Here is a 23,697-nt window from a genome sequence, read left to right on the forward strand (position 1 = left end):
TATGAAACATATAGTTATATGCTCGGTAGTAATTTTATTTATTTCCTGTTCTCAAAATAAAAACCTAAGCCCTACAGAAACCGCCAAAGTTGTTGCCGAAAGTTTTTATCACGGTAATGAAGTAACCTTAAAAAAACATACCACTGAGGAAGGTTATGCAAACCTTTCAAGTATTCAGGAGATGTTTGCTCAAGACAAAAGCTCAGACTCCAATTTCAAAATAGTAGATGAAGCTATGGAAGACAAAGTCGCATGGATAAAATATTCCACAGATTACGACCCGAAGCCTGGGGTTTTTAAGTTGGTTCAGGAAGATGGTCAATGGAAGGTTACTCATAATGGCCCAAGAGAAAGAGGGCCTTTCTAAGAACGGCGATTTTTCTTAAAATTTTCCGCTTGTTCAAAGATTTCATCATAAACTTCATCCCTTTCCACTGGGGGATAGCCGTGTTCATCAAGCAATAGAATCAAACCAACCTTTAAGGCAGCTTTAATGTCATTCCGTTTGCTCCAATCGGGAAATTGCGCTTGTTCGTTCACTAAATACTTTACGGATTTTGAAAGTTTGATAAGCTTATCTTCTGGATACCGAAAATCATATTTTATGCAAAGTTCTTTCAAAATATCATAAAAAGCCTTTTCCTCAAAATCAATCCCTAACTTCTCCCCTGCCGAAAACTCCTGTTGTACCTGCCAAATAAGATCAGTGAGTTGATCAGCCATTTCTTCATAGACTTCCCCACGTAATACATCACCTTTTCGCTCATTGTATCGGGACACTAAACCTTCCATCTTTTTGGAAAAATCTACTCCTTTTACCTTGTTCACCTTTTTGATTTCCCCAATTGCTTTGGCCAATAATTGTTGCAAGAGTTTAATCTTAGTGTTGGGCAATTTAATCTTGTCGATTTTCGCTAGATAGTCTTCATCAAAAATATCCTGTTGGCTATTCGTTTCATCCCCCATTTTAAAAATTTCCTCTACACCTTCACTAGCCAAAGCATTTTTGATCATCTCCCTTACTTTAGTATTCATCCGGGCAGTATCGGGAGCATTCCCTTTGGTGAGTTTAAAAACGATAGAGCGTACAGCCAGATAAAAATGGGTGTAATCCCGTTCTGTTTGAGTTATTTTTTCACTTCCCGCACAAATATCATAAGCTGCTTTTAAGCGTTTGACCAAGCCCATAAACCTCGTTTCCAGTTCTTTGGTTTTTTGTACAAATTCCACCGCCATATTGAGCGTATTCAATTGAGCTAAGGGAGTTCCTTCAAAATAATTCGTACTATCAAACTTATGGAAAACCTTAGCTAATAAATCCAAGTGGTTTCTAACGATGGTCAGGGATTCTTTAATATCTTCAAAATTCTCTCGCTCTCCCTTGTTGTATTTAGCGAGAGCTAAGTTCATTTGCTTTTTAATACCTATATAATCGACTACCAGGCCTTTATTCTTGTTCTTAAACTTTCGATTTACACGAGAAATGGTTTGAATCAGATTGTGTTGTTGAATTGGTTTATCAATATAGATACTATCTAAAAAAGGAACGTCAAAACCAGTAAGCCACATATCGACCACAATTGCAATCTTAAAATTAGATTTCTCATTTTTAAATTGTCGATCCAATTCTTTACGATACTCTTTTGTTCCCAACAAATTATACATTTCTTTAGGATCATCTTTACCACGGGTCATAATCATTTTAATACGCTCCATAGGTTTGAGCTCCCGTTTTTCTTTTTCGGTGAGCTCCGCTCCTCTTTCCGCTTTTCTAATTTCTGCCCATTCTGGTTTTATCTGTATAATGTTTTTATAAAGTTCATAGGCTATTTCACGACTGCTACACACAAACATCGCTTTTCCTTTAACCGTGGCACCTTCTGAAACTCGGTTTTCATAATGCTTAACAAAATCTTCAGCAATAGCCTGCAAGCGATCGGGATCGCCTAAAATAGCGTTCATATTTGCCGATTGCTTTTTACTCTCTTCTACCTGATATTCGTTCGCGCCTTCTTCTTCAGCTACTTGATAGTATTCTTCAATTTTCTTTAACTCACTATTTTCAAGGGCTACTTTTGCTGCCTTGCCTTCATAAACAATACGTACCGTAATTTCATCCTTTACAGATTCGGTCATGGTATATTCATCAACCACTTGTCCAAACACATCTAAGGTAGCATCAATGGGCGTACCGGTAAAGCCTACAAAAGTTGCATTGGGTAACGAATCGTGTAGGTATTTGGCGAAACCAAAAGTTTTCTGAACGCCTTTTTCGGTAATTTTTATTTTCTGGTCAAGATTGGTTTGGCTTCGGTGTGCTTCATCAGAAATACAAATAACATTACTTCTGGTAGTCAGCAATTCGGTGTCTTCGGTGAATTTATGAATGGTGGTAAGGAATACGCCTCCACTTTCCCTTCCTCTAATCCTTTCTCTTAGATCTGAGCGACTTTCAACACTGGCGATGGTATCATCCCCAATAAAGGTTTTGGCATTGGTAAACTCCCCCGCTAGCTGATCGTCTAAATCTGTTCTATCGGTTATTAAGACAATCGTCGGACTTTCAAAATAAACACTTTTCATTAGAATCCGAGCCAAGAAAAGCATCGTAAAACTTTTGCCAGATCCAGTTGCCCCAAAATAAGTACCTCCTTTTCCATCACCCGCTGGTTTTTGCGCCTTTTTAATGCTTTCAAATAAAGCCCTGGCTGCATAATACTGGGGATAACGGCATACAATCTTTTCATCTTTCTTTGAACTATCCGGCAGAAAAATAAAATTCCTTATAATATCACGTAATCGGTCTTGCTGTAGCATTCCCTGAATAAGTGTAAACATACTATCTATGCCATCTACGTCTTTCGATAAACCTGCAATCCTGCGCCAAGCGTAAAAGAATTCGTAAGGAGCAAAAAATGAACCTGCCTTGGTATTTACTCCATCACTAATCACGCAAAAGGCATTATATTTAAAAAGTTCTGGAATATCCCGCTGGTAACGCACGGTTAACTGGATATAGGCATTGTGAATTGTACAATTTTCTTGAATAGCAGTTTTAAACTCGAAGACAACTACAGGAATTCCATTTACATAGAGAATCCCGTCTGGAATGCGTTTGTGAGTACCCATTATTTCAAGCTGGTTCACGAATTTATAGCTGTTCAGATTTTCTGTTGAATAATCTATCAAATAAATCCAGATATCTTTTTGTGAACGGTCTTCCCTTTTTAAAGGAAAACCATCGGAAAGCATTCGCATAAAATCTTTATTGCTTTCGTAAAGATCGGAAGCTGGAAGGGTTTTGAGCTTAAGAAGAATAGATTCTACCTCAATTTTTGTTATGCCTTCTTTACAATAGGTTTTCATTAAAAAATTCCGGAGGTCTTCATCAATAAGCACTTCGTCTTCCTTTCGAGAAATGGTGTTCCCTAATTGATGCGTATAGCCTTCTTGTTCTAATTGCTCGGCAAAAACGGTTTCCAAGTGTGCTTCGGTAAATTTCATCCTTTCCTTGCTTTTTTCCCTTTTTCGGTAAGTCTATACTGCTGCTTACTACTTTTTGGCTTATCGGGGAGTGTGAGTTCTACTAAACCTAATTCTATGGCTTTTTGAATATAGGCTGCTCTAAAATGTTCCCTATGTGTTAATTGCAACTTTTCCATTAATTCTTTCCTACTATACGCTTTATCCATAACCGATAATAGATTTTTGACTTGCTCGGTGACTTGCTCGTTAACATGCTCGGTGTCTTGCGCGGTGACTTGGGGGATACTTGCGGGGTACTTGGAGTGTAATTGCTCGGTTGCATAAACAGATTCTGCCGAAGGCAATACCATTCGTAGAAAATTATCAGAAAAATGAAAGCAATCTTTATCATAATGCTCCAGTATTCTAGGAATCCCAGATCCCAGTTGTTCCACAAGGTCCAAATCTTTATAAACACGCATTAATTCTTTATTCCTAGGGATAGAGTAGCCTTCAAAAAACTCACTTTTACTTAAACCATCTGGTAAATATCCTGCCGACGTAATTTCTATTCGATCCTTAAAAATTTCAAATTTCGGTGCTATCTCACGAGTATAATTATTATGAACAAAAGCATTTACAATCGCTTCTCTTAACGAAATAGCATTCCAAAGACGCTGCTCTTTTCGTTCTTTTGATGTGATTTGAGTGATTGTACGGTTTTCTAAATTTATTTTGTCCAATACACTTTTAGTTGCCTTTATCAGCGAGCAGTACCCGTATTCATTGCTTTCTATTAAATCTACACGCGTTTCGCCTTTATACTTAGCTACTTTTACAGAAACGTTATTTTCATCGGCCAACAAATATGCCGCATAATTTAGATCCCCGTTTGTGGTTGTAAGCTCTAAGTTTTTTCTGAATTGTTTATTGAGTGGCTTTTGTTTTTCCTGATAGTAAATGTGAAGCTGTTCAAAGTTTAGCTCTTGGCGATGCGCTTTTATAATTCCAATAGAATTACGAGTACGAGAAGCAAAAAGTTCATCAATCATTTTTTGAGGCATTGGTTCTGCAGCAGAGCCTAAACGTATAAAACAGCCTTTTTCACTCATCCCATACTTTTTAAGATGATAAGGTTTCTCTGAACCACTGGCCACAATAATTTTTAAAATTTCCTTTCCATCCCGTTCTTCACTTACTATATCAAACAGTCCCAGTGCAGAAGGACGAATGTTGTTTTTTAAACGGTCTTTTATTTTTAATTGATCTTCATCGGCATCTTTAACTCCAACCGTTTTACCCTCCTTATCTATACCTATGTAAATAATGCCACCTTCCCGGTAATTAAGAAAAGCCACAACCTCCTTTTCCAAACCTTCGGAAAGTTCACGTTTATATTCTATGCGATTGGTTTCAGGCATTATTGTATGTTAGAAATTTAAAATATCCTTCTCAATCATCTTGTATTCATCCTTAACCTCGTCCCCCATATAAAAATCCAAAAGGTCTTTTTTGGTTAAAGTGCCAGTTTGTAAAAACTGGGTTAAATACTTTTGATTAAAATCCATCAATAACATTGACTTTTCTAATTGTTTCAATATCTCCCGATTAGTATCAATATTTCGCTCCACCAAGGTTTTGATTGCCTTTATCTCGTTAATGTCTTTTATTATTCGAGTAACGATTACGCTTAAAACATCCTTATCCAATTCAACATTCTTGGCATTAAGCGCAATATCACGCGCCAACATATAAGCGATAGCCAAATTAGTATAATCTCCTTTTTGTGAATCTATGATTGCTATAAAACCTATCTCAGGGATATAACCCACATTCTCGCAAAACTTTAAGATAGAGTTATCTACCAATGAAATATCAAAAACAATAAGGCTTACCTTACTGTTTCTGTTAGCATCTGATTCTATTAACTGACTCCAGGCCGTATCTGTTTTTCTGATAAACAAATCTCTGCTATCTATGGGGCCAAGTTTTATGCTTTTATCAAACTTACACTCAATGGCTATTTTTAATTCCGGATCTCCGTTTACCTCACAAATAATATCCCCTGTTTTATTCCGTGCCAAAGCTCCGGCAGCATTACCCGTAAGCAAGGCTCTATCTGCCATCTTTTTGCTTTTAAAATACTCATTTAAAAACTCGGCAATATCATCCTCCGCGAGAGAACCTTTTATGGTAGATTTATAAAACAGCTCCTTTTTCATTTCAAAGATCATCTTTAGACTTTCTAACTCTGTTCCCAACTCATTGGAGGTTTTGGAAAGAAAAGCAGAAATACGGTCTTCCATCAGGGCCAGTACTCCAATGTATAATGCACGGACTAACTTATCATCACGCTCTGACGCAGGAAGGTTGTCAAAATAATTGAAGACAATAGGATTGTCCATCTCAAATCTTTGGAGTTCTACACGTTTTAATTTTTGATTGAGTTTAATCATTTTTAACCTACTTTTTCATAAGGATATACATTTTTAAAGTTCCTATGCAAATAAGAACCTAAAGATGGAGCGCATTTAAAATTTTCAAACTCATGAATTGGAACGCCTTTGTATTTATACAAAGTATTGTTAATAAACTGTACATAAACTTCTTGATTTTGTTCATCATAACCTATACTAGCTATATTAGATGAACTTACTAGAATCATTTCTGGAGTATTCATAATTTATAATTTTTATTTCTCCAAGATTTCAATAAAGTAGTATATTCATCTTGGACGTTATTAATTTCTTTTAACCATTTTTCCGAAGCTTTTGGATCCGAACCTTTTGGGGCGTTTGCAATTTTGAAAAATTTTACTCGCGAGGGTAATTTTACTGCTTCTCCCGAAATTATTCCCTCACCAACTCTTAAACTTGGTAATAAATCAACCATACTCTGCAATTCATCTTGAACAGCAGCTCTTATATTTCCCCTATCTTTTGAATTGTTCATCCTAAGCGCAATCATTGTTCCACATTGACTCAGGACAGTCTCATCAAGTTCGGATGGTCTTTGAGTAACCAAAAGCAAACCAACACCGTACTTACGCCCTTCTTTTGCAATCATTTGCACTGTTCTAGAAGAAATAGAATTTTCACCGGCTTTCAGATAATTATGCGCCTCTTCTAAAACAATTAATAAGGGTTGATTTTTTCCTCCAACAGCTGTGTTTACTCCCCAAAATAATCCGTCGTATATTATTTTTAAAAGGGTGCCAGAAATAGAAGACATTACTTCACTGGGAATACCAGACAAATCCAAAATGGTAATTGGTAGTTTATCTCCCAACCAATCATAAAATAAACTATCCAGATCTAAATCTATTTTTCCGTTAGACTTTGGTGTATATTTTTCTGGAGAAAATAAAAAGGAATAACTATCGTCATTTAATTTGTTTCTTACAGAATCTAAAAAGCTTAACAAACCTTTCGCTCTTTGATTTAGAAAAGGTGCACTATTACCTATCCCAGCAATAGGATATTGATTCGATTTTAAATCTTGAACGTCACCTTCTTCTACCAATGGTTCTGGAGTTATCCTATCGCCTTGAAATGTCATCCGTTCAAAATCATCGAGTTCGAACCAGAGCTTTTTTATACTAAACGGAATTGGAGAATCAGCGTTAATAGATTGATCGCTAACTTCTATTTTATTTTTTTTAGCACTTTTAATTTTTGCATCTACTACCTTTTCCCTTATATACTCTCTGTTTTGATCAGATAGATTGCCAGAAAATATTTTCATTAATTCATTAAATGGTAATGCCCAAAATGGAATCTTCAATCTGTTTTTCTCATCTGTAGAATTAACCTCTATTACTTTTGAGTATCCTGAAAGTGCATCATTATACTCACCATGCGGATCAATTACCAAAATTCTTGAACTAGGAAATTTTCTCAATGCTATAGATTGCAGCAATACAGAAACTGCATTTGATTTACCGCTTCCAGTTGAGCCCACTATAGCACAATGCCTTGAAATAAGTTTGTCTAAATCTAATTTAGCATCTAAACTCTCAGAAACACTTATGTTACCTACAACTATAGAATTTGAATCTTCATACCCACCATAAATTATATCTAAATCTTGAATTGTAACTAGATGAACTTTATCCCCTGTCGTGGGAAATTGAGTTATACCTCTTTCAAATTTTTTCCCGACTTGTTCCCCAGCTAAAACAATGTTTATCCAACTTGTATTTTTAAATGAACTGTAATCATTTACATATGCATCTTTTAAGTTCTCGGGAATTGCACCTGAGCCTATTTGAGTTACAATGCCATATAAGTTTGCATAACCCAAAGATATTTTCACAAACGAGCCTATCTGACCTACTTTATAAACAACACCTTCAATAACCGGCATTTTTGACTTCATGTTGTCAAGTAACTTAACAGAAATATTATTTCCGCTTATACTATCGATTTGTCCAATTTCTGTAATTTTACTATTTAGCATTTCTACCTATTTGACTTATTACATTTTCATTAATCATTGAGTTTAAAAAAACAACCAATTTGCCAAAATCACCTAATATGAAGCCTCCATACCCAGTCCAATTTTCACCTCCTGTTTTTTCTTCCCCAGTTTTTTCCGTTTCGTAGGTAGGTCCATCCTCATCGAAATATAAATTCAGATTTACAGTATCATCAGTACTTGGTTCAGATTTCAGTTTCCAAGGTCCATACTTACAACCTATTACGCTATGTTTATATCCATAGATTGATATTTTTGGATTATCAAGTGCGAGTTTAACTATGTTCGAATTTTCTTCTAAATCCCCATGAATAAGTCCAATTACGTGAGAGGTGGTATTTGTTTTGAGAGCGGAAAGAATTCTTGAGTTAATATGTTCATCTCCCCAAGAATAGCCACATGTTATTAAAATGGCATCATCGGTTTTTACAAAATGTGTAAGTCTATCCAATAAACTTTCAAAAGGTTGCTTCTTTGAATCCTTATATTTTAATGTAGATGGGTATATTAAAATATCCTCATCATCTGGATTGACTCTTAGAATCCTGTCCGTGTCCTTATCATAATGCCAACCAAGTGAGCCATGGATTTTCCATAGCTTAGTTTGATTAGATAGAAATTCTGTATCTTCTACAGATTCTGGATTAAAAAACGGTCTAAGGCTACCGCAAAACCCATCATAGTATGGTATTTCTTTAGCTTCAAGCCCCAACTCAAAAAGAAAATCATAATTAGTGGTAAATATTTCAACTGGATATTTTCTTTCTGCTTGACCTATCCAATTTGCAAAATCATTATGAGCAAGATGTTCAACAATGTCTTTTGAAACCAATTTATGTATAACTTTTTTAGTATCAATATCACATAATTCTAATAAATGAACACTAACAATTTTCCTGACATTTTGCTTTATTTGAATTATTAATTCTTCAAAATCTTCTTCCTTTAATGAGTTTAAAGTTCCAGTACTTATAAATTTAGCCTTTTGTTCTAAATTGGATAATATTGTTTCAATATTAAAATTTTCTTCACCTAATTCTGTTTTAATTTCATCCAGAGCAATTTTAAATTTTTTTATTTTTCTTATTTCTTGAACAATATTTTTTGTCATCTCACCTATAGCAGGAACAGTTAAGGTTCTTTGATTTTTTCTTGCTAGAGAACTTCCGGCACCGAACAAAAAACCAATTCTTTTTTTATCTGAAATCAATATTTGCTGTATTCCCCTTATATATTCTGAAGGATCATGTGTTATTTCAATCATATAAATTAATTTTTTAAAACTGGTTCATTTTTCTCACTCTCCACAGTTGCCATTTTAGAAAAGATAAGTGTTTGCAATTTATTTAAGGCCTTAATATCTCTTGTAATTACTTCCTTTAAATTCAAAATTTGCACAAAGGGATGACTATCAAATAGTTTTAATTCAGGTCTAAGAATTGGCACGTTTTCTATTATTTCCTTGCTCAAATTAGGTTGAGCTCCACCAATGGCTGCGCTTACAATTTCTTGCTGATTGACTCTTAAATGATAGTACAAAAATGAAGCTTGTACTTCATTTTTGCAAATCATTGCACAACAAGCTTGATTTGTAGAAGCCTCTATTTTCAAATATCCAACTTGACCTTTTGTATTTCCTTGGCCATACATTGCTACTAATACCGTATTTTTCGGTAAAAGCTTTGCCGAACTATTTCTTAAACCCTCTAAAGAAATGTATTCTTCCGCATCAATTAACACGCTATTTCGAAGCTCTCCAGTTTTGAACCAGGGTATTTCTGGTTTATTCCAATAACTATTTTCAGGTCTACTCGGAGTTCCTCCACTTTTCATCTCTGAACAAAAATCTATTATAGAGCATAATTCCCACCCCTTTGGTATTTCCTTATCCAATTCCTCATTAAAAACCATTTTACCTCCGGCAGATTTATAGCCAAGAGGTTGAGATCCTGAAACAAGTTTAGGATGACTTTCTTTGGAGACTGGAAATTCAAAATCGACAAACCAAAGTTTATATAATGCCTGCGCAGTTTCTTCTAAGTTTCGGTTGAGTTGCTCATTTAAAGCAATCCGGTTTTTCACCACATTGTATTCCTTTACAATTTCTTGCTGTTTTTCAATGGAAGGAACAGGAAGTTCCATCGCCAGAAAATCTTCCCATTCTAAAGTTCCCCGAACTCCTCCTACTGCTAAAAATTCCGCATGCCTGTCAAATTCTGCACGAGAAAACCACATCATCAAATATTCAGGCAGTATTTGGTTTTTATCATGTATTTCAAAAATGGGATAAGCCTGTGAAATAATTGCTTCATCAAAATCGGTCAATAAAGCAACTGGCATTTTTCTATCACGCCGTACTTGCATGGTGCTACACGCAAATTGATTTTTACGAATTATTTTATAGTTGCGCATATCTGTCCCAACCGTATTCGCCACTGACCGAATGAATTCTTTAGATATGCTCAACCCTAATAGTCTGGTTACTTTTAAATCTTTATTGCGTTCATCAACAAGATGTATGTAATCACCAATAGGCTTATAGTTTGATCGCATAGCCCAGCTCTTTAAAAACATCCAACAATTCACTTTTAGATTGCTCTTCTTGTTGCAGCAAATCGGTCAGTTCGCTTTGTAAACTCGCCATTTTTGTATCAAAATCGATATTTTCATCTCGGTTCACGAACTCGATATACTTACTGGGCACCAAAGAAAAATCTTTCTTTTCAATATCCGTCTTGGTGGCACTATAACAATATTCCGGAATGTCTTTAAAATCGGTCTTTTTTTGTTGCCAATCGTGGTAGGTTTTGGCGATTTCTTGAATATGTTTTGGACTAAACTGAATGAATTTTTTCTCGAATGGTTCCCCTATCTGTCGTAAATCCATAAACAACACTTCCTCTTCACGATCCCGGTATTGGCGTTCTTCGTCACCAATGGAACGTGTATGCGCTTTTTTGTTTTTATTGAGTATCCAAACGGTTACGCTTATATTGGTAGTATAAAACATGTTTTGTGGCAAAATCACAATGGCTTCCACCAAATTGTTCTCCAACAACTTTCTACGAATTTTATATTCTTCGCCACCACCAGAAAGGGCGCCATTTGCCAGGATAAAACCTGCAACTCCATCGTCTGAAAGTTTGGAAACCATATTCAAGATCCATGCATAGTTTGCATTGCTTTTAGGAGGAACCTCATAACCCATCCAGCGCGGATCATCGATTAACTCCTTTTGCCCACGCCAATCCTTTTGATTAAAAGGAGGATTCGCCATAATATAATCGGCTTTCAAATCTTTATGTTGGTCGTTGCTAAAGGTATCGGCTGCTTTTTCACCTAGATTAGCAGATATCCCCCGAATGGCCAAGTTCATTTTTGCCAATTTATAGGTGGTGTTGGTGTACTCCTGCCCGTAAATAGAAATCTCCTGTTTACTTCCATGGTGGCTTTCTATAAACTTAATAGACTGTACAAACATTCCGCCCGAACCACAAGCCGGATCATAAATAATTCCTTTGTAAGGCTCTATCATTTCGGCAATGAGATTTACAATACTTTTTGGCGTATAAAACTCTCCCTTACCTTTCCCTTCTGCCAATGCGAATTTGGATAAAAAATATTCATACACGCGACCCACAATATCCTGAGATTTATCTTTCTGGGTATCAATTTTATTAATGGTATCTAAAAGTGAGGCTAATTTACTCTTGTCCAGTCCCAAGCGGGAAAAATAATTATCGGGTAAAGCGCCTTTTAAGGAAGGATTGTTCTTTTCAATCTGGTTGAGAGCGGTATCTATTTTTAAGGCGATATCGTCCTGTTTGGCATTTTTTATAATATAATTCCATCGGGAAGTTTCTGAAAGAAAAAAGACGTTCTTCATATTATAGAAGTCTTTCATTTCCAGGTATTTTTCTTTGTTTTCTGTAATGAGTTCCTTTCGGCGTTCCTCAAATTTATCATTGGCAAATTTCAGAAATATAAGCCCAAGGACTACGTGTTTATATTCTGAAGGTTCGATGGAGCCACGTAATTTATTGGCCGCATCCCATAGGCTTTCTTCAATAGATTTTTGTTTAGTAGTGTTTTTCTTGGCCATTTATAATTTTCGGTCTTTATGTTCTAATAGTAATTCTTTTGCTTCCACATTTAGGATCTCGGCTATTCTATATAAATCTTCCAAGCTAGGCTGTCTTCTGTTCTGCGCATAAGAATTGACCATATTGTAGCTTTTTACCATCTTAGTAGCAAGCCATTTTTGCGTTAAGTCTTTTTCTTCCAGTACTGCTTTGATTCGGTTCATTTATAAAAAAATATTTCGAAGTTCTAATTTATAAATTTTTCTTAAATATCTCATTATATGAGTATTTAATTATAAAACAGACTTACTCAACGATAGATTTATAATCGAAGAGACATCTTCATAATTTTATTTCTTAATATCCATTTAAGCTAGGAATCACTGCGCACCCCGTATTCCTAAAAGTTTTGACTATTTTTCATTATTTTGCTCTAATTCTAATTGCAAAGGAACTGATTTAGATTCTGTGGATTGTTTATGTAAGGAAATAGTACATCTCACATCTTCGTTTGTTGTAGGTGGAAGTATTTCAAACCAATATAAAATTGGACCCGTAAGTGTCCCTAGGTTTACAAATAGTTCTTTGTGTTATTTGGAATTACTTATATCGTTAAGATTCTTATCTTGGAAAAGCGAACAATCAAAATCGTGCTGAAAATAAGTTTTAACATCGCGAACTTTTTGTAAATCTTTAATGCGCTTGTCGGTTACCTCCTTTATTCTGTCAATTATAACTTAATTAATATTCCATTTTATCTCTTTAAGCCTTGACCCAATCTTCAACAATGATTGTAGCACATCCTTTTCATTAGGAAGATCTCCAGTTAGTAACTCCTTAAAAGAGCCAGCATAAGTTTTGCTCAAAGTTTTCCAAACTTTTTCGGTTTCGCTAAAAAATAAAGATTCTGATGGATGTTTGGACAACCATTCCTTATCGTTGGGTATGGCTTTGTCATCATCTTTTCCTACTTGTATTAGCATTGTTTCAAAATCATCCGATTTCAAAAAAGATGAGATCCTACTTTGATTTAGTAATTGGTGTAAATCGTAGGTGTGACGAACTTTATTAGTCAAATCCTCTAAAGGGTTTTCGGTATACGAAAATCTGACGAGGCTTATTATTTTTTCACAAAAGGTGCGCTCGATGGAAAGAGCATTCACCTCAAAAGGTTCTAGTTCATAGAATCTAATTAAGTCGGTATTATTAGTTGCCGCAATAAATTCTACAATCATCGTTTGGATTTTCAACTTTTTGGATGGCTGTGAATTTCCCAGACTTGAAACTTCCAATACAATTTGGTCGCGAATTTGACCATAAGAGCCTTTAACTCCAACTTTTTCATATTCATAGACAAGTTTTCTAATTTTCCCCATCTTATTTTCCAAATGATGTCCGGGAACATAGTTAAGCGGTTGTTTAACTGCTTCTGTAACTGTTTTTAATTTTTTCTTAAGTAGATTCCCGGATTCGTCCTCTTCCTGTATGACCACCAAATCTATATCTTCCGAAAATCGATCTATTATTCCATAGCATTTAGAAAGGGATGTTCCACCTTTAAAAACCGCAATATCTTTAGTGTTTTTATCTGTAAATATTTGCTTTAGGGCATAGGTCACCCAATAATCCTTTTCAATATATATTTCTGAAATTCCAAGATGTTCCGAAGTGGCGACAATGGCACCTTCAAAGGCATTTTTATAGTTGTGTAATTTCATTAAGTGATGTTCCAGTTTGTGATGGCAGGCAATGTTTTTTCGGATATTCCAAATTCATAACTGCTCAAATAATTAATTGTTTCTTTAAGTGATTGACTCAATTGATCAAGTGAAAGGGCTTCAAGAAGTGCCCCCAACAAAGCTCTAACTTTTGGAGGGTATGCTTTTGCAAAACTGGTTAACTTGTCTTTATCTGCATCGGAAAGTTTATCAATCTTTTCCTTTAAAAAATCAATACCTAACTTTTTATCCATATCTGGAATGTTCTTAAAATCTTTCATTACGTCCAAGAGTTGTAATAAAGGTACATTCTTTTTCGTAACAGAAATATAACTCTTGGCAGGCTTTATTACAAGGCTTCCAATTTTTGTCTTTATCTCTTTATCCTTACTTGCCAATCTCATAACGTTAGAAACTTGGGTGGTCAATCCAAGATGGTTATATAATCGAACACCGGTTATGTATGCAATTTGTTTATCGTTCTCAAAGAGATAATTTTTAAGCAATTCATCCTCTCTTGGTTTTAGTTCTCCAAAAGCGGTTTGTTTGGGTTTATAGTACATTCCATTTTTATATCTCTTGATTACGCCATTGGAAACCATGCGGCTTAAAGCCTTTGCTGCTGCCGAAAATTCACTTTGAGCAATAGATAAGGTATCGTATGTAAATACTTCTCCAGTATCTATACGAGCGACTTTGTTCTTTATTGATGTTGTTATATTCATAATTATGATAGGACAAAGATACTCATTACAGTAATATTTGTCAAGTTTTTTCCATTTTTTACTTGACAGTTAGAAGTAATAATATTTCAGTTATAGATTTAGTGAATAAATTATTTATTAAAAATAGACCTAGCCTCCTCATAGATCCTTTCAAAATTAGCTTCCAAATCTGCATTAGAAAATTCTTTTGCACCTCGTGGAAGTTCTCTCTCAATCTTCTGCAACTTAAATTGAACTTTTTTATCCTTCCCATCCGCATAGGTAATAAATTCACCTTGCTTTAAACGAAAGAAAACATCAGCTCTTATTTTAGGGATTTCCTTTTCTCCTGTTGTTACGCGCGTATCAAAATCTAGGTTATAACCTCGACTTACACTTTTGGTCGGATCTTTAACTATCTCAAAGAATCGTTCGTAATATTTCGCGGTGTCTGGATCGTTGACCTTTCCGAAAAACTGATAAGATAGATTACTTAGAATCGCCTTGCTAGCTTTATCACCATACATCATATCATTTTGAATCTTGTCCTGCATCACATAGATCGTGGCAATGTCATAACTTCGCAATGTTGCAGGAATACGGTGCATATTCAATAAACGAATGGTAGGAGCCTCTTCCATGAGTAGGAAAGAAGGTTTGCTATTTCGGACACTCATCTGCTTAGTGATCGTATGGATGATCGTAGCGATAACAGGCGAATACGAAGTGTCAAATTTTGGATTGTTCACGATTGAAATTACGCATGGATTTTCAGGATTATTTATATTGAGTGGTACTTCATCAGCTGAAAGTGTCATAAAAATACGCTGTGTACTAATTCGCTTTAGCGCATTGGCCAAAGTGCTCTTTACACCAGCGGTCTGCCGTTCCGAATCTTTTCCACTTATAAACGCATCCGCCATTGCCCTCGATGTCGTATTTGTTTCCAAAAACTGTATAAGGCTGTCCGTATCAAGAAATTGGTAGATCGCTATTAAATGTGGTAAAGTACAGAATTCGGGATAAGAGGTTTTCAGTTTCCAAATTAATCCACCAATTAATCCCTCGGCGGCATCGTTGAAAAATTTTGTCGTTCCAGATGTTCCAGATTCTCTTTGTTCCAATAAGTTTTCAATTAATACCCGTGAAACTTCATTAACGCTCTCCTCGTTCTCCAAATACCGTGGGGCTATGGGATTTACTTTATGGATGATTTTATCAAAGGAAATAACCTTAAATGGAATTTCTCCATCTTTAAAAAGTGGATACGCCATTTCCGTGAGTTCAAAATCTTTGTAATCATGGATAATTCCGCAGAACTTATACTTTTGAAAATGTTTTAGAAAACCGAAAACAACGCTTTCAGTCTTTCCACTTCCAGCAGAGCCAATAACTGAAACACCCCTCCTGATATTTTCAATTTGAAAACTTTTCTTTGAGGTTTTAAAATTAACCTTATATTTTTCTGGAACTGTTTCTATCAACTTTCCATCAAAATAATATGCATATAACACCGTATTCAAAAAGATTAGTGGACATGCTAGATAGACCATTCCTCTTAATACAGAATTTATGGTATAGCTAAAAAGAAATATCATTAGCAAAATAGAAATATTGGTAATCAGGAGATAGTATTTGAAACTATAATAAAGAACACAGAGTATTAAATTTTTTGCTTTCATAACATTTAATTTTAGTTAATTATCTCGTCAAATTCCTATGGAACTTGATTTAATAGCCACTTCGACACCTCGACGTAGCCTGTTAAAAACTTTCATTGCCAATTGTGCTTGCGTGACTGGAATACTTGACATCATCGGAATGCCCGTCTTGCCCAATATTTTGAATGCTAATGCTTTTTCATTGGTTGGCAATTTCATCAGGGACGCGAAATAGACTTTGGGATTCTTAATAAAATCCTTTCTTGCCTTATAGGTTTCTGCAAAATTTCTTTGGTAGCCGAATGTTTTATCAAAACTTTTCTCAGCGCGCTCAAAAAATTTATCACGGTCAAAACCACGTTTTACATTCTTACCGTGCATTTCAACTTCGGATGCTTTATGCTTACTTCCAGGGGAAAGACTCACCGAATTTGAAGCATCCTTTCTACTAACGATGATATGTATATGACTCTGGTTTCCAACCTTTGGCATTCCCTGCACGATCCGTTTTCCATCTTGCTGATGTGGGGCTTCTTTTTCTAGTTTTGCAAGCTTACTTTGCATCTCCTTTATATTTCCTTCTTTTCTACCTTCCTCGACATTTCGGATCTCCGTTTTGAGCTGAAGTATTTTCGTAGCATAGGGTTGATTTTCTCTTATCTGTATGTCAGTTCCTTTAAAGGTTCTTTGATGTTCAATTTTTGCATAGTATTTTATATCATCGATGTTAATTGGACGTCCGTTAATTTCCCGGTTGAAGGAAGCAACATAATCCTTCATCAGCTCACGGGTGTATTTTTTTAGATCTTCGCTGCTGTTTTGTAATCTGTTCAATTCATATTTTGAAGGACTAACAGTAATCGAATAAAATTTCGGTTCGGTCTTTTTGAGTTTGGCACCATTTCCATCAATATCTTTTACCACTTCCTCTGCTGAAATCTCATCGCCATATTGATTGAAAAAGTTTTCCATTTCTTCCTGTTCCAAACCTTGATTTTCTTTCTCCAGATATCCTACAAAATCCGCTGAACTTTGTGAGTAGGTGCCTCCTAATTTTTGAGGTGTAATTGTGATATACATAGCTCAAAAATTTAAAGTTCGTTGTTGTGATTTCGCTTCTCTTGAAAGCGTACTTCCTTCTTTTCCTCGATAAATTTCTTCTCCAAAATCAAAGGTTTTTTTGCTGGTGTTTCTGTCTGAAAAAGGGATTCTATCATCGCAACTGTCGGCTTGGTTTGCGTTTTTTCCATATCCCTCATAATGGCAATTACCGCATTGATCCGCTTTTTAATTGAAGCTTCTATTGTTCTACCAGTCGGGCCCAGTTTTTCCTTTGGTGAGATTTCGTTATAGAAGAAAAAATCAAGCATCGTGGCTATCGCCTCGGTGTGTGATTTAAAGTGAGTTCTTGAAAATTCTTGAAAACGTTTTGCTGTTTCCTTTTTGAATCTAATTCCGATAAATGAGTCCATAATTCGCCGATTTGTCGCAAATCTTTCCCTAAAAATGAAGGCTTACAGGCTATTTGTCGCAAATTGCTGAAGGTCAAGAAATTATATATTTTTCAAGTAACTGATTATCAGCGTTTTGAAAACAAAAAGGAGTGCTTAACATCGCGTAGCGTGTTACCCTCTTGCTACTCCTTTTCGTCCCGCCCAGCGGGACAAAAATTTCGTACAATCTGGCTAAAAGCCAATTGCCATTTCAGGGAAATAAATTTCCGATATGTTATTTTTTTGATGGGTATGGTTATCGGCGAAAGTCAGAAAATGGATAACCGTACATAAAATTAAAAGCTGAATTTCAGCTATTTAAAGATACATATTTTTTTATTTAAATATGAATTCTACATTAATTGCCATAAAATATTTTGAATAATCAAAAGAAAATTTAACTTTATTGTACAGGTCATTCCCTCCGACCTGGAATAGAGGGAAAATTCAGGTAACAGCGGATTTTCCCTTTTTTTACAAAATACGCATAGTGCGTTATTTGTTGTTTACAATTGTATTATTGTTTTTCACGACTTGAATAAATGACAAACACCCCCGAAAGTTCAGAGGTGTTTTATTATTATTTTTAAAAAATTAGACGTTGAATATGAAGGTATACGAATATAGATTTCTCAATGCTTCTTCCTCTATTGTCGTTTCAAAACATGAATAATTTTCCCTTACATATTTACGAATGCTATCGCCAAATTTTCGTTCCACGTCCTTCTTTGAATTTTCCAAAAGTCGGTTCTGAGCTTCCTCGTTCAGGTCTGTAAAATTTAGATATACCATAGCTTCAAATTTTAATATTCACTAGGTAACATCAGTGTATCATTTACAAAAAATAACCGTAATTCATCGAGCGGAAAATCTGTTACTCGATACCCGTGTTTTTCCAAAATAGTATTGTTGCCATCCGTATAAATAATTTCAGCTTCGTAACCTGTAAATTCTTGTTTTTCCTCGGACAATCTTTTAAAATCTATGGTAATAAATTCGCTTCGATCCATTAGACTTTTTGCAATTACGGAAGTGTCTGTAATAAGCCAAAAACATTCGGCAGCTTCCGCCAAATATTTTAGTCCGTTGGTATATCGAGTTCTCAATAATGGGATTTGAAATATCGTTTCCGATCCGTGAAAATGTTGTAATCCTTCTTTTATATCGTTAACTTGTGCTTTCATTTTGTTTTTTGTTAAGGAGTTGATAATAAAAAGAGGGCGCATCTTTCGACGGAACGCCCTCTTTAATTTTAATGATTAGCTATCGCTTTTACTTCCAAGCAAAAGGATTTCTTTGGCTTCTATTTCGGTAACGTATCTTTTTATACCATCGTTATCCTCATAGTTACGAGATTTAAGTTTACCTGTAACTCCTACCTCTTTACCCTTACCTACATATCTTTCGATAATTTCGGCAGTCTTTCCCCAAGCTACAACGGTGTGCCAATCTGTTGTCTGTGTTTTCTCTCCTTTGTCATTTTTATAAAATTCATTCGTGGCGAGTGAAAAACGGGCTACTTTCTTACCGCTTTCAAGGTTTGTAATGGTTGGTTCTTGTCCAACATTTCCGATTAACTGTACGTGATTTTTTAAAGTACTCATAATAAAATATTTAAAGATTAATTAAAATCTATCTGAACTATTCAGACAGTTTGCGTTTATATTTTTTTGAAGTGATTTACTTATTATATCTGGAGCGTTTTCCTTTTTTGTTTTTTTTGGTGCCGCTTCCTTTTTGATGTTTTTGTGAGATTTCATAAGATTCATTTTAGATTTACTTTCCATAGCGCCCTCGCTGTTACCTTTTTTTGTTGCTGATACAGTTGAAATATTTGGAATTGATAAGGACTTATAAAGAGAGAAGCGCAGCGAAACGGTTTATGCAGTCCGTTCAACTTCCAAATGTTGGTATTTTGCTGTCAAAAAAAGGGTATAACAGTGAGGGTGCGGATGTAGGTCTAAAGGTTTATGTGAAGTACAAAAACATAGGAAGCTGTACCAAATCATTAAATGGAATTCAAATAAAGCGGGCGCTATTCACGATTTCGGATTGGGAATGAAGCGTCCCGTTCCAGCATAGCGGATCGGGTTAGTGGAATGGAAAGTAGAAATTGGGGATTGTGTCCAAGACCTGTGTAGAGAAGCTCTTTTCCCGGAATGTAGCTTTTCGCGAAATGCAGGGCAATGTGCTGACCGGGTTTTGAAAACGGATTATTCTTGTTAAGTAGGATTTAAAGCGGACTTGACTTCAAAGATGGAGATGGAATGGAGTTTGTCCGCTTTCTGACTTTTTCGGGAATTAGCGGACAAGTGGAATGGAAATCGGAAGCTTTGAAGTTGTGTCCAAGACCTGGGTAGGGAAGCTCTTTTCCCGGAATGGAGCGTTTTGCGCAATGTAGGGGAATGTGCTGAACGGGTTATGAAAATTAAGTTATTCACAGATTAAAAAAATTACTTGAAATCCGGATGTTAAGGGTGTTAAATACAAAATATAAAGAATCGTAACTATAATATTATTGCTAACGGCCATTGTTCTTTTTATACGCTCTAAAGTAGTAAAATCTCAGACCGGTAATAAATAGAATTATAGGAACAAATCCTGAGATAAAAACCAAAATCCTTCCCAACAAGCCTGAGATCTCTCCAATATGGATTGGATACATTTGTGCTGCGATTTGTTCACTAATGGGGTCGCTGTCAAAGGAGGTCTCATTAATAACTTTATCATTTTGATCTACTTTTAATTCCTTGGTTTTTCTAAGACCGGAAACAATAAACCGATCTTTTATGTACCTAAATTGATATGCATCATTTGGATCTTTAGGCAAATAAATTGCTCGCAGTGAATATTGTTTGTCTGGATTCTTCAATAAGTCCTTTACATCTAAAGCACTTCCTACTTCAATCCTTTTTTTAAGTGTGTTGTTTGCGCTAATAGTATCTACCAACTTAAAACCCTCTTTATAATAGGTGTTATAAGTAAAATACCCACCAGAAAAGGCCATAATAAGTAAAGGCAAGAAAAAGAGGAAGCCAAGTGTTTTATGAACATCGTAGTTAAATCTTTTTCTATTTCGTTTCCATTTAATCTTAATCCCTTTATTAAAATTCAACTTGTATTTTTTCCACCATAAAAACAGTCCAGATGTTAAGAGAAAAAGGAAAAACAAAAGCGCACTTCCACCTACAATGTATTTACCAATTTTAGGAATCCCAAGGGTGCGATGAATATTCAATAAATCCTCGAAAAATGATATGGAAGCTGATTTTTGGCCTAGAACTTTTCCATTTTTTGGATGATAATAAAGAGTTTGGCCATTATTATAAACAATAGAAATAGTCTGCTGTTCTCGATAAGGAAGGAATATTTTAGCTACTGTATCCTTTTGATTTTCATATAGAGCCAATGAAGTTTTTAGAAGTTCTTCTTCCGAAATATTTTCTATAGAATCTACCTTCAGTAAATTTGGATTTAAATCGGCTGTTATCTCTGGCTGCCATACATACATAGAACCAGTGAGACCAGATATGGAAGCTAAAATACCGCAAGACAATCCTAAATAAAGATGAAATTTATTAACTATTTTTGAGAAAAGCATCAAGTAATAATTTTGTTTGTGAAGTTGAATTGCCTTTGTTTATGAATTGAAATTTATAAACAAAGGCATCCAATATTTAAAAATTATAAGTTACACCAAGACGGGCATTAGCTCCTTCTCCTACTACACTAAAAGATCTTAATGGAGCAGCCCACTGCGATCTTGCGGGCAAATAATACTCGTTTAAAAGGTTGTTTATTCCTAAAGAAACATCAATATTGCTCTTTATTTGATAAGTCGCCGATAGATTGACTATCGTATACCCATTAACTGGAAACTCCGTATGTCTAAAAGCAAAATTACCTTCTGCATCCTGAAACGGATCAAACCTTTTTCGATCTCCCAAATTTAAAATCCTCAAAGAAGTACTTATCTTTTCAGTTGGGCTCCAAGTGACATAAGCTGTTAATTTGGGAGCAGAAATAACATCGCCACCAACATAACTTAAGTTGTTTTCATCTCCTTTAGGGTTTTTAAGTCCTTCCACATAAGAATACGAAGCTCCCAAAATTAATTTATTGTTTGGAAAAGCATAGTCTACTGCTAGCTCCCCACCGAATATTTTTTGCGGTTGTTCTGACGGTATAAATGAATTTACCTCATCACTAAATACAACTCCGGTGCCTAAATTTGAGGTACTGTAGTATCCAACAGCCTCTATGCGAAGATTATTAAATTTCGAAATAAATCCGAATTCATAATTATTGGTAACCGCTGGTTCTAGTTGAATATTGTCTATACTTTCAGCTCTTGCAGATCTTAAAATAGAACCTAAATCGGCTATGGAAAAGCCTTGAGAATAACTTATATATGGAATAAATTCATCGTGTTCAATATATCTTAGTCCTAAATTAAACGCAAGATTATCGAATGCAAGCTTCCCTCCTTCAACTGAAACCGAAGGATTAAAATTACCATCTCCCTTAGGCGAATACGGAAGAGTGTTATAATTGGCAATATCCATTTTCAAATCATCGTAACGTATTCCTGCTTTAAACGTCCACTTTTTGTCCAATTTCAAAGTAGTTTGTAGATATGGTGCAACACTCATAAGTTCAATATTTGGCACCCACAATCTTCCATCTATCAAACCCTGATTAGTTTCATCCCTTAATAGATCCAGTCCATAGATAAATGAGATATCAGAACCATTAAATAAATTGATTCGAGTATTGAAATTAGGTCTTAAACCATATTTTTCTGAATTGATAACAGATTGTCCGCCATTTTCAAATTTATCAGAATAAAAGAAAATACTCTTGGCTTTCGAATAATACAGGTCAGTTTCAAAATCTGTGGTCCCAGAAAAAATGGAATTTAAATTATATTTCAATCTCCCATTTAGTAATTGGGAACCTGTAGGTTGCTCTTCTGGAATTGAACCTTCGATACCGAAGCCTGGCTGCAAGGCATAGTCTCCATCTTCATTAAATACCTGAACCTCTGCAAATACTGGGATAAAAGGGGAGTCTTGGAGCGATTTATAAAGATTTCCGTTTATAGTCAATTTTTGATTTTCAGAAAGCAAATACTCAAGCTTAGCATAGGTACTATAAATATTCGTATTATCGAGACCATACGTTGGAAGAAGGGGCGCACCTTCTGCATCATATTTATTTCCTGTATGCTCTACACTTCCACTAACATAATAATTAAATTTATTAAGCTGGCCAGTAAAGGATTGATAAACACCGTATCCCAGCGCATTTTCTGAATTAGAAAGTTGGGAGGTTCCCCAAATTTCGGTCGTTCCGCTTATTTTCTCAATAGTAGTCGGGCTCTTAGTGATATAGTTAATAAAGCCTCCATTACCACCATTTCCGAATATCGAAGTTGCCCCTTTAATGACTTCAACCCTGTTTATATCATTAGGATTTATACTTTTAATTCCTAATAGTCCATTTCGTAATGGGGTAGATTGAGGAATTCCATCTACCATTACCAGTAAGGACCGGCCTCTTAAAGTTTGCCCCCAATTGGAGGAAGTTCCAGTGCTCACAGCAAGTCCTGGCACTGTATACGCTAAAATTTCATTAATATTGGATGTTAATTTGGTGAATTCTTTAAGTTTCGCAGAATTAACAACAGTGATGGAAGCAGGAATTTCAGAAAGATATTCTGGATTTCGGCTTGCAGAGATTACAACTTCGTCCAGATTACCGTAATCTTCCTTTAATGTGGTACTATAAGTTTGGATGTTATCGGTAGTAAATACTACCTTTTCTTTTTTGGTTTGATAACCTAACATTCTCACTGTTACTGTCCAAGTTCCTTTGGGAATATTTTTTAAAGTATAAAATCCGTCGAAATCTGTTGTGGTTCCTTTTTGTAATTCCTGTAGATAAATTGTGGCTCCGGCAAGAGGTTCATTTAATTCATTTTTAATTTCGCCTTTTAATCCAGATCCAGATTGGGAAAATACACATACGCTAAGAAGCATCAAAGCTGATAAAGTAAAATATTTCATTATTCTTATTTAGATTTATTAAAAATAATG

Annotated in this window: 21 protein-coding genes; 1 reads left to right on the plus strand and 20 read right to left on the minus strand. The window is 35.2% G+C overall.

Annotated features, from left to right (window positions below):
- Position 1: 1 nt before the first annotated feature.
- Positions 2-367 carry a hypothetical protein gene (locus tag BLT84_RS01240; protein ID WP_091262308.1) on the plus strand — a complete coding sequence of 122 codons (366 nt, stop codon included), beginning with the start codon at positions 2-4 and terminating at the stop codon, positions 365-367.
- Here the strand turns inward: BLT84_RS01240 and BLT84_RS01245 are convergent.
- From BLT84_RS01245 to BLT84_RS01340, 20 genes are all read right to left on the minus strand, one after another.
- Positions 364-3,504 (minus strand): type I restriction endonuclease subunit R, encoded by a 3,141-nt coding sequence (locus BLT84_RS01245; RefSeq protein ID WP_091262310.1) that lies wholly within the window; start codon positions 3,502-3,504, stop codon positions 364-366. The two genes, BLT84_RS01240 and BLT84_RS01245, sit on opposite strands and share 4 nt — an antisense overlap.
- The gene (locus BLT84_RS01250; RefSeq protein ID WP_091262312.1) at positions 3,501-4,886 is read right to left on the minus strand and encodes a Fic family protein; all 1,386 of its coding nucleotides are present in this window, start codon (positions 4,884-4,886) and stop codon (positions 3,501-3,503) included. Before BLT84_RS01250 ends, BLT84_RS01245 begins: the two co-directional genes overlap by 4 nt.
- Positions 4,887-4,895: 9 nt before the next feature.
- Entirely contained in the window at positions 4,896-5,921 is a 1,026-nt protein-coding gene (locus BLT84_RS01255) for a hypothetical protein (RefSeq protein ID WP_091262321.1), read from the minus strand.
- A 2-nt stretch (positions 5,922-5,923) separates the two neighbouring features.
- Entirely contained in the window at positions 5,924-6,145 is a 222-nt protein-coding gene (locus BLT84_RS01260) for a KTSC domain-containing protein (RefSeq protein ID WP_091262323.1), read from the minus strand.
- Entirely contained in the window at positions 6,142-7,923 is a 1,782-nt protein-coding gene (locus BLT84_RS01265; protein WP_091262326.1) for an ATP-binding protein, read from the minus strand. Before BLT84_RS01265 ends, BLT84_RS01260 begins: the two co-directional genes overlap by 4 nt.
- Positions 7,913-9,205, minus strand: coding sequence for an SIR2 family protein (locus BLT84_RS01270; protein ID WP_197676597.1), 1,293 nt, complete (start codon positions 9,203-9,205; stop codon positions 7,913-7,915). Before BLT84_RS01270 ends, BLT84_RS01265 begins: the two co-directional genes overlap by 11 nt.
- Positions 9,206-9,210: 5 nt before the next feature.
- Positions 9,211-10,494: a restriction endonuclease subunit S gene (locus BLT84_RS01275; RefSeq protein WP_091262330.1), complete on the minus strand. Its 1,284-nt coding sequence runs from the start codon at positions 10,492-10,494 to the stop codon at positions 9,211-9,213.
- Positions 10,478-12,043 carry a type I restriction-modification system subunit M gene (locus tag BLT84_RS01280; RefSeq protein WP_091262332.1) on the minus strand — a complete coding sequence of 522 codons (1,566 nt, stop codon included), beginning with the start codon at positions 12,041-12,043 and terminating at the stop codon, positions 10,478-10,480. Before BLT84_RS01280 ends, BLT84_RS01275 begins: the two co-directional genes overlap by 17 nt.
- Positions 12,044-12,247 (minus strand): helix-turn-helix domain-containing protein, encoded by a 204-nt coding sequence (locus tag BLT84_RS01285; RefSeq protein WP_091262333.1) that lies wholly within the window; start codon positions 12,245-12,247, stop codon positions 12,044-12,046.
- Positions 12,248-12,760: 513 nt separating this feature from the next.
- Entirely contained in the window at positions 12,761-13,741 is a 981-nt protein-coding gene (locus BLT84_RS01290; RefSeq protein WP_091262334.1) for a nucleotidyl transferase AbiEii/AbiGii toxin family protein, read from the minus strand.
- A complete protein-coding gene (locus BLT84_RS01295; protein WP_091262335.1) occupies positions 13,741-14,466 on the minus strand; it encodes a DUF6088 family protein in 726 nt (241 codons plus the stop codon). The genes BLT84_RS01290 and BLT84_RS01295 overlap by 1 nt, the downstream gene beginning before the upstream one ends.
- Positions 14,467-14,576: 110 nt before the next feature.
- Positions 14,577-16,043 carry a type IV secretory system conjugative DNA transfer family protein gene (locus tag BLT84_RS01300; RefSeq protein WP_231929527.1) on the minus strand — a complete coding sequence of 489 codons (1,467 nt, stop codon included), beginning with the start codon at positions 16,041-16,043 and terminating at the stop codon, positions 14,577-14,579.
- A 111-nt stretch (positions 16,044-16,154) separates the two neighbouring features.
- Positions 16,155-17,186, minus strand: coding sequence for a MobB family relaxase (gene mobB / locus BLT84_RS01305; protein WP_091262339.1), 1,032 nt, complete (start codon positions 17,184-17,186; stop codon positions 16,155-16,157).
- An 11-nt stretch (positions 17,187-17,197) separates the two neighbouring features.
- On the minus strand, positions 17,198-17,578 hold the full coding sequence (locus BLT84_RS01310) for a BfmA/BtgA family mobilization protein (RefSeq protein WP_091262341.1): 381 nt from the start codon (positions 17,576-17,578) through the stop codon (positions 17,198-17,200).
- 615 nt (positions 17,579-18,193) lie between these two features.
- Positions 18,194-18,391 (minus strand): hypothetical protein, encoded by a 198-nt coding sequence (locus BLT84_RS01315; RefSeq protein WP_091262342.1) that lies wholly within the window; start codon positions 18,389-18,391, stop codon positions 18,194-18,196.
- An 11-nt stretch (positions 18,392-18,402) separates the two neighbouring features.
- Positions 18,403-18,783, minus strand: coding sequence for a DUF6876 family protein (locus BLT84_RS01320; protein WP_091262344.1), 381 nt, complete (start codon positions 18,781-18,783; stop codon positions 18,403-18,405).
- A 75-nt stretch (positions 18,784-18,858) separates the two neighbouring features.
- Positions 18,859-19,203 carry a single-stranded DNA-binding protein gene (locus BLT84_RS01325; RefSeq protein WP_091262347.1) on the minus strand — a complete coding sequence of 115 codons (345 nt, stop codon included), beginning with the start codon at positions 19,201-19,203 and terminating at the stop codon, positions 18,859-18,861.
- Between the two features lie 21 nt (positions 19,204-19,224).
- Positions 19,225-19,359 carry a hypothetical protein gene (locus BLT84_RS16295; protein ID WP_262490139.1) on the minus strand — a complete coding sequence of 45 codons (135 nt, stop codon included), beginning with the start codon at positions 19,357-19,359 and terminating at the stop codon, positions 19,225-19,227.
- 761 nt (positions 19,360-20,120) lie between these two features.
- Positions 20,121-21,200 (minus strand): PepSY-associated TM helix domain-containing protein, encoded by a 1,080-nt coding sequence (locus BLT84_RS01335; RefSeq protein ID WP_091262352.1) that lies wholly within the window; start codon positions 21,198-21,200, stop codon positions 20,121-20,123.
- 76 nt (positions 21,201-21,276) lie between these two features.
- A complete protein-coding gene (locus tag BLT84_RS01340; protein ID WP_091262354.1) occupies positions 21,277-23,667 on the minus strand; it encodes a TonB-dependent receptor in 2,391 nt (796 codons plus the stop codon).
- Positions 23,668-23,697 lie beyond the last annotated feature (30 nt).

This window comes from Gillisia sp. Hel1_33_143, from assembly GCF_900104765.1.
GTDB lineage: Bacteria > Bacteroidota > Bacteroidia > Flavobacteriales > Flavobacteriaceae > Gillisia.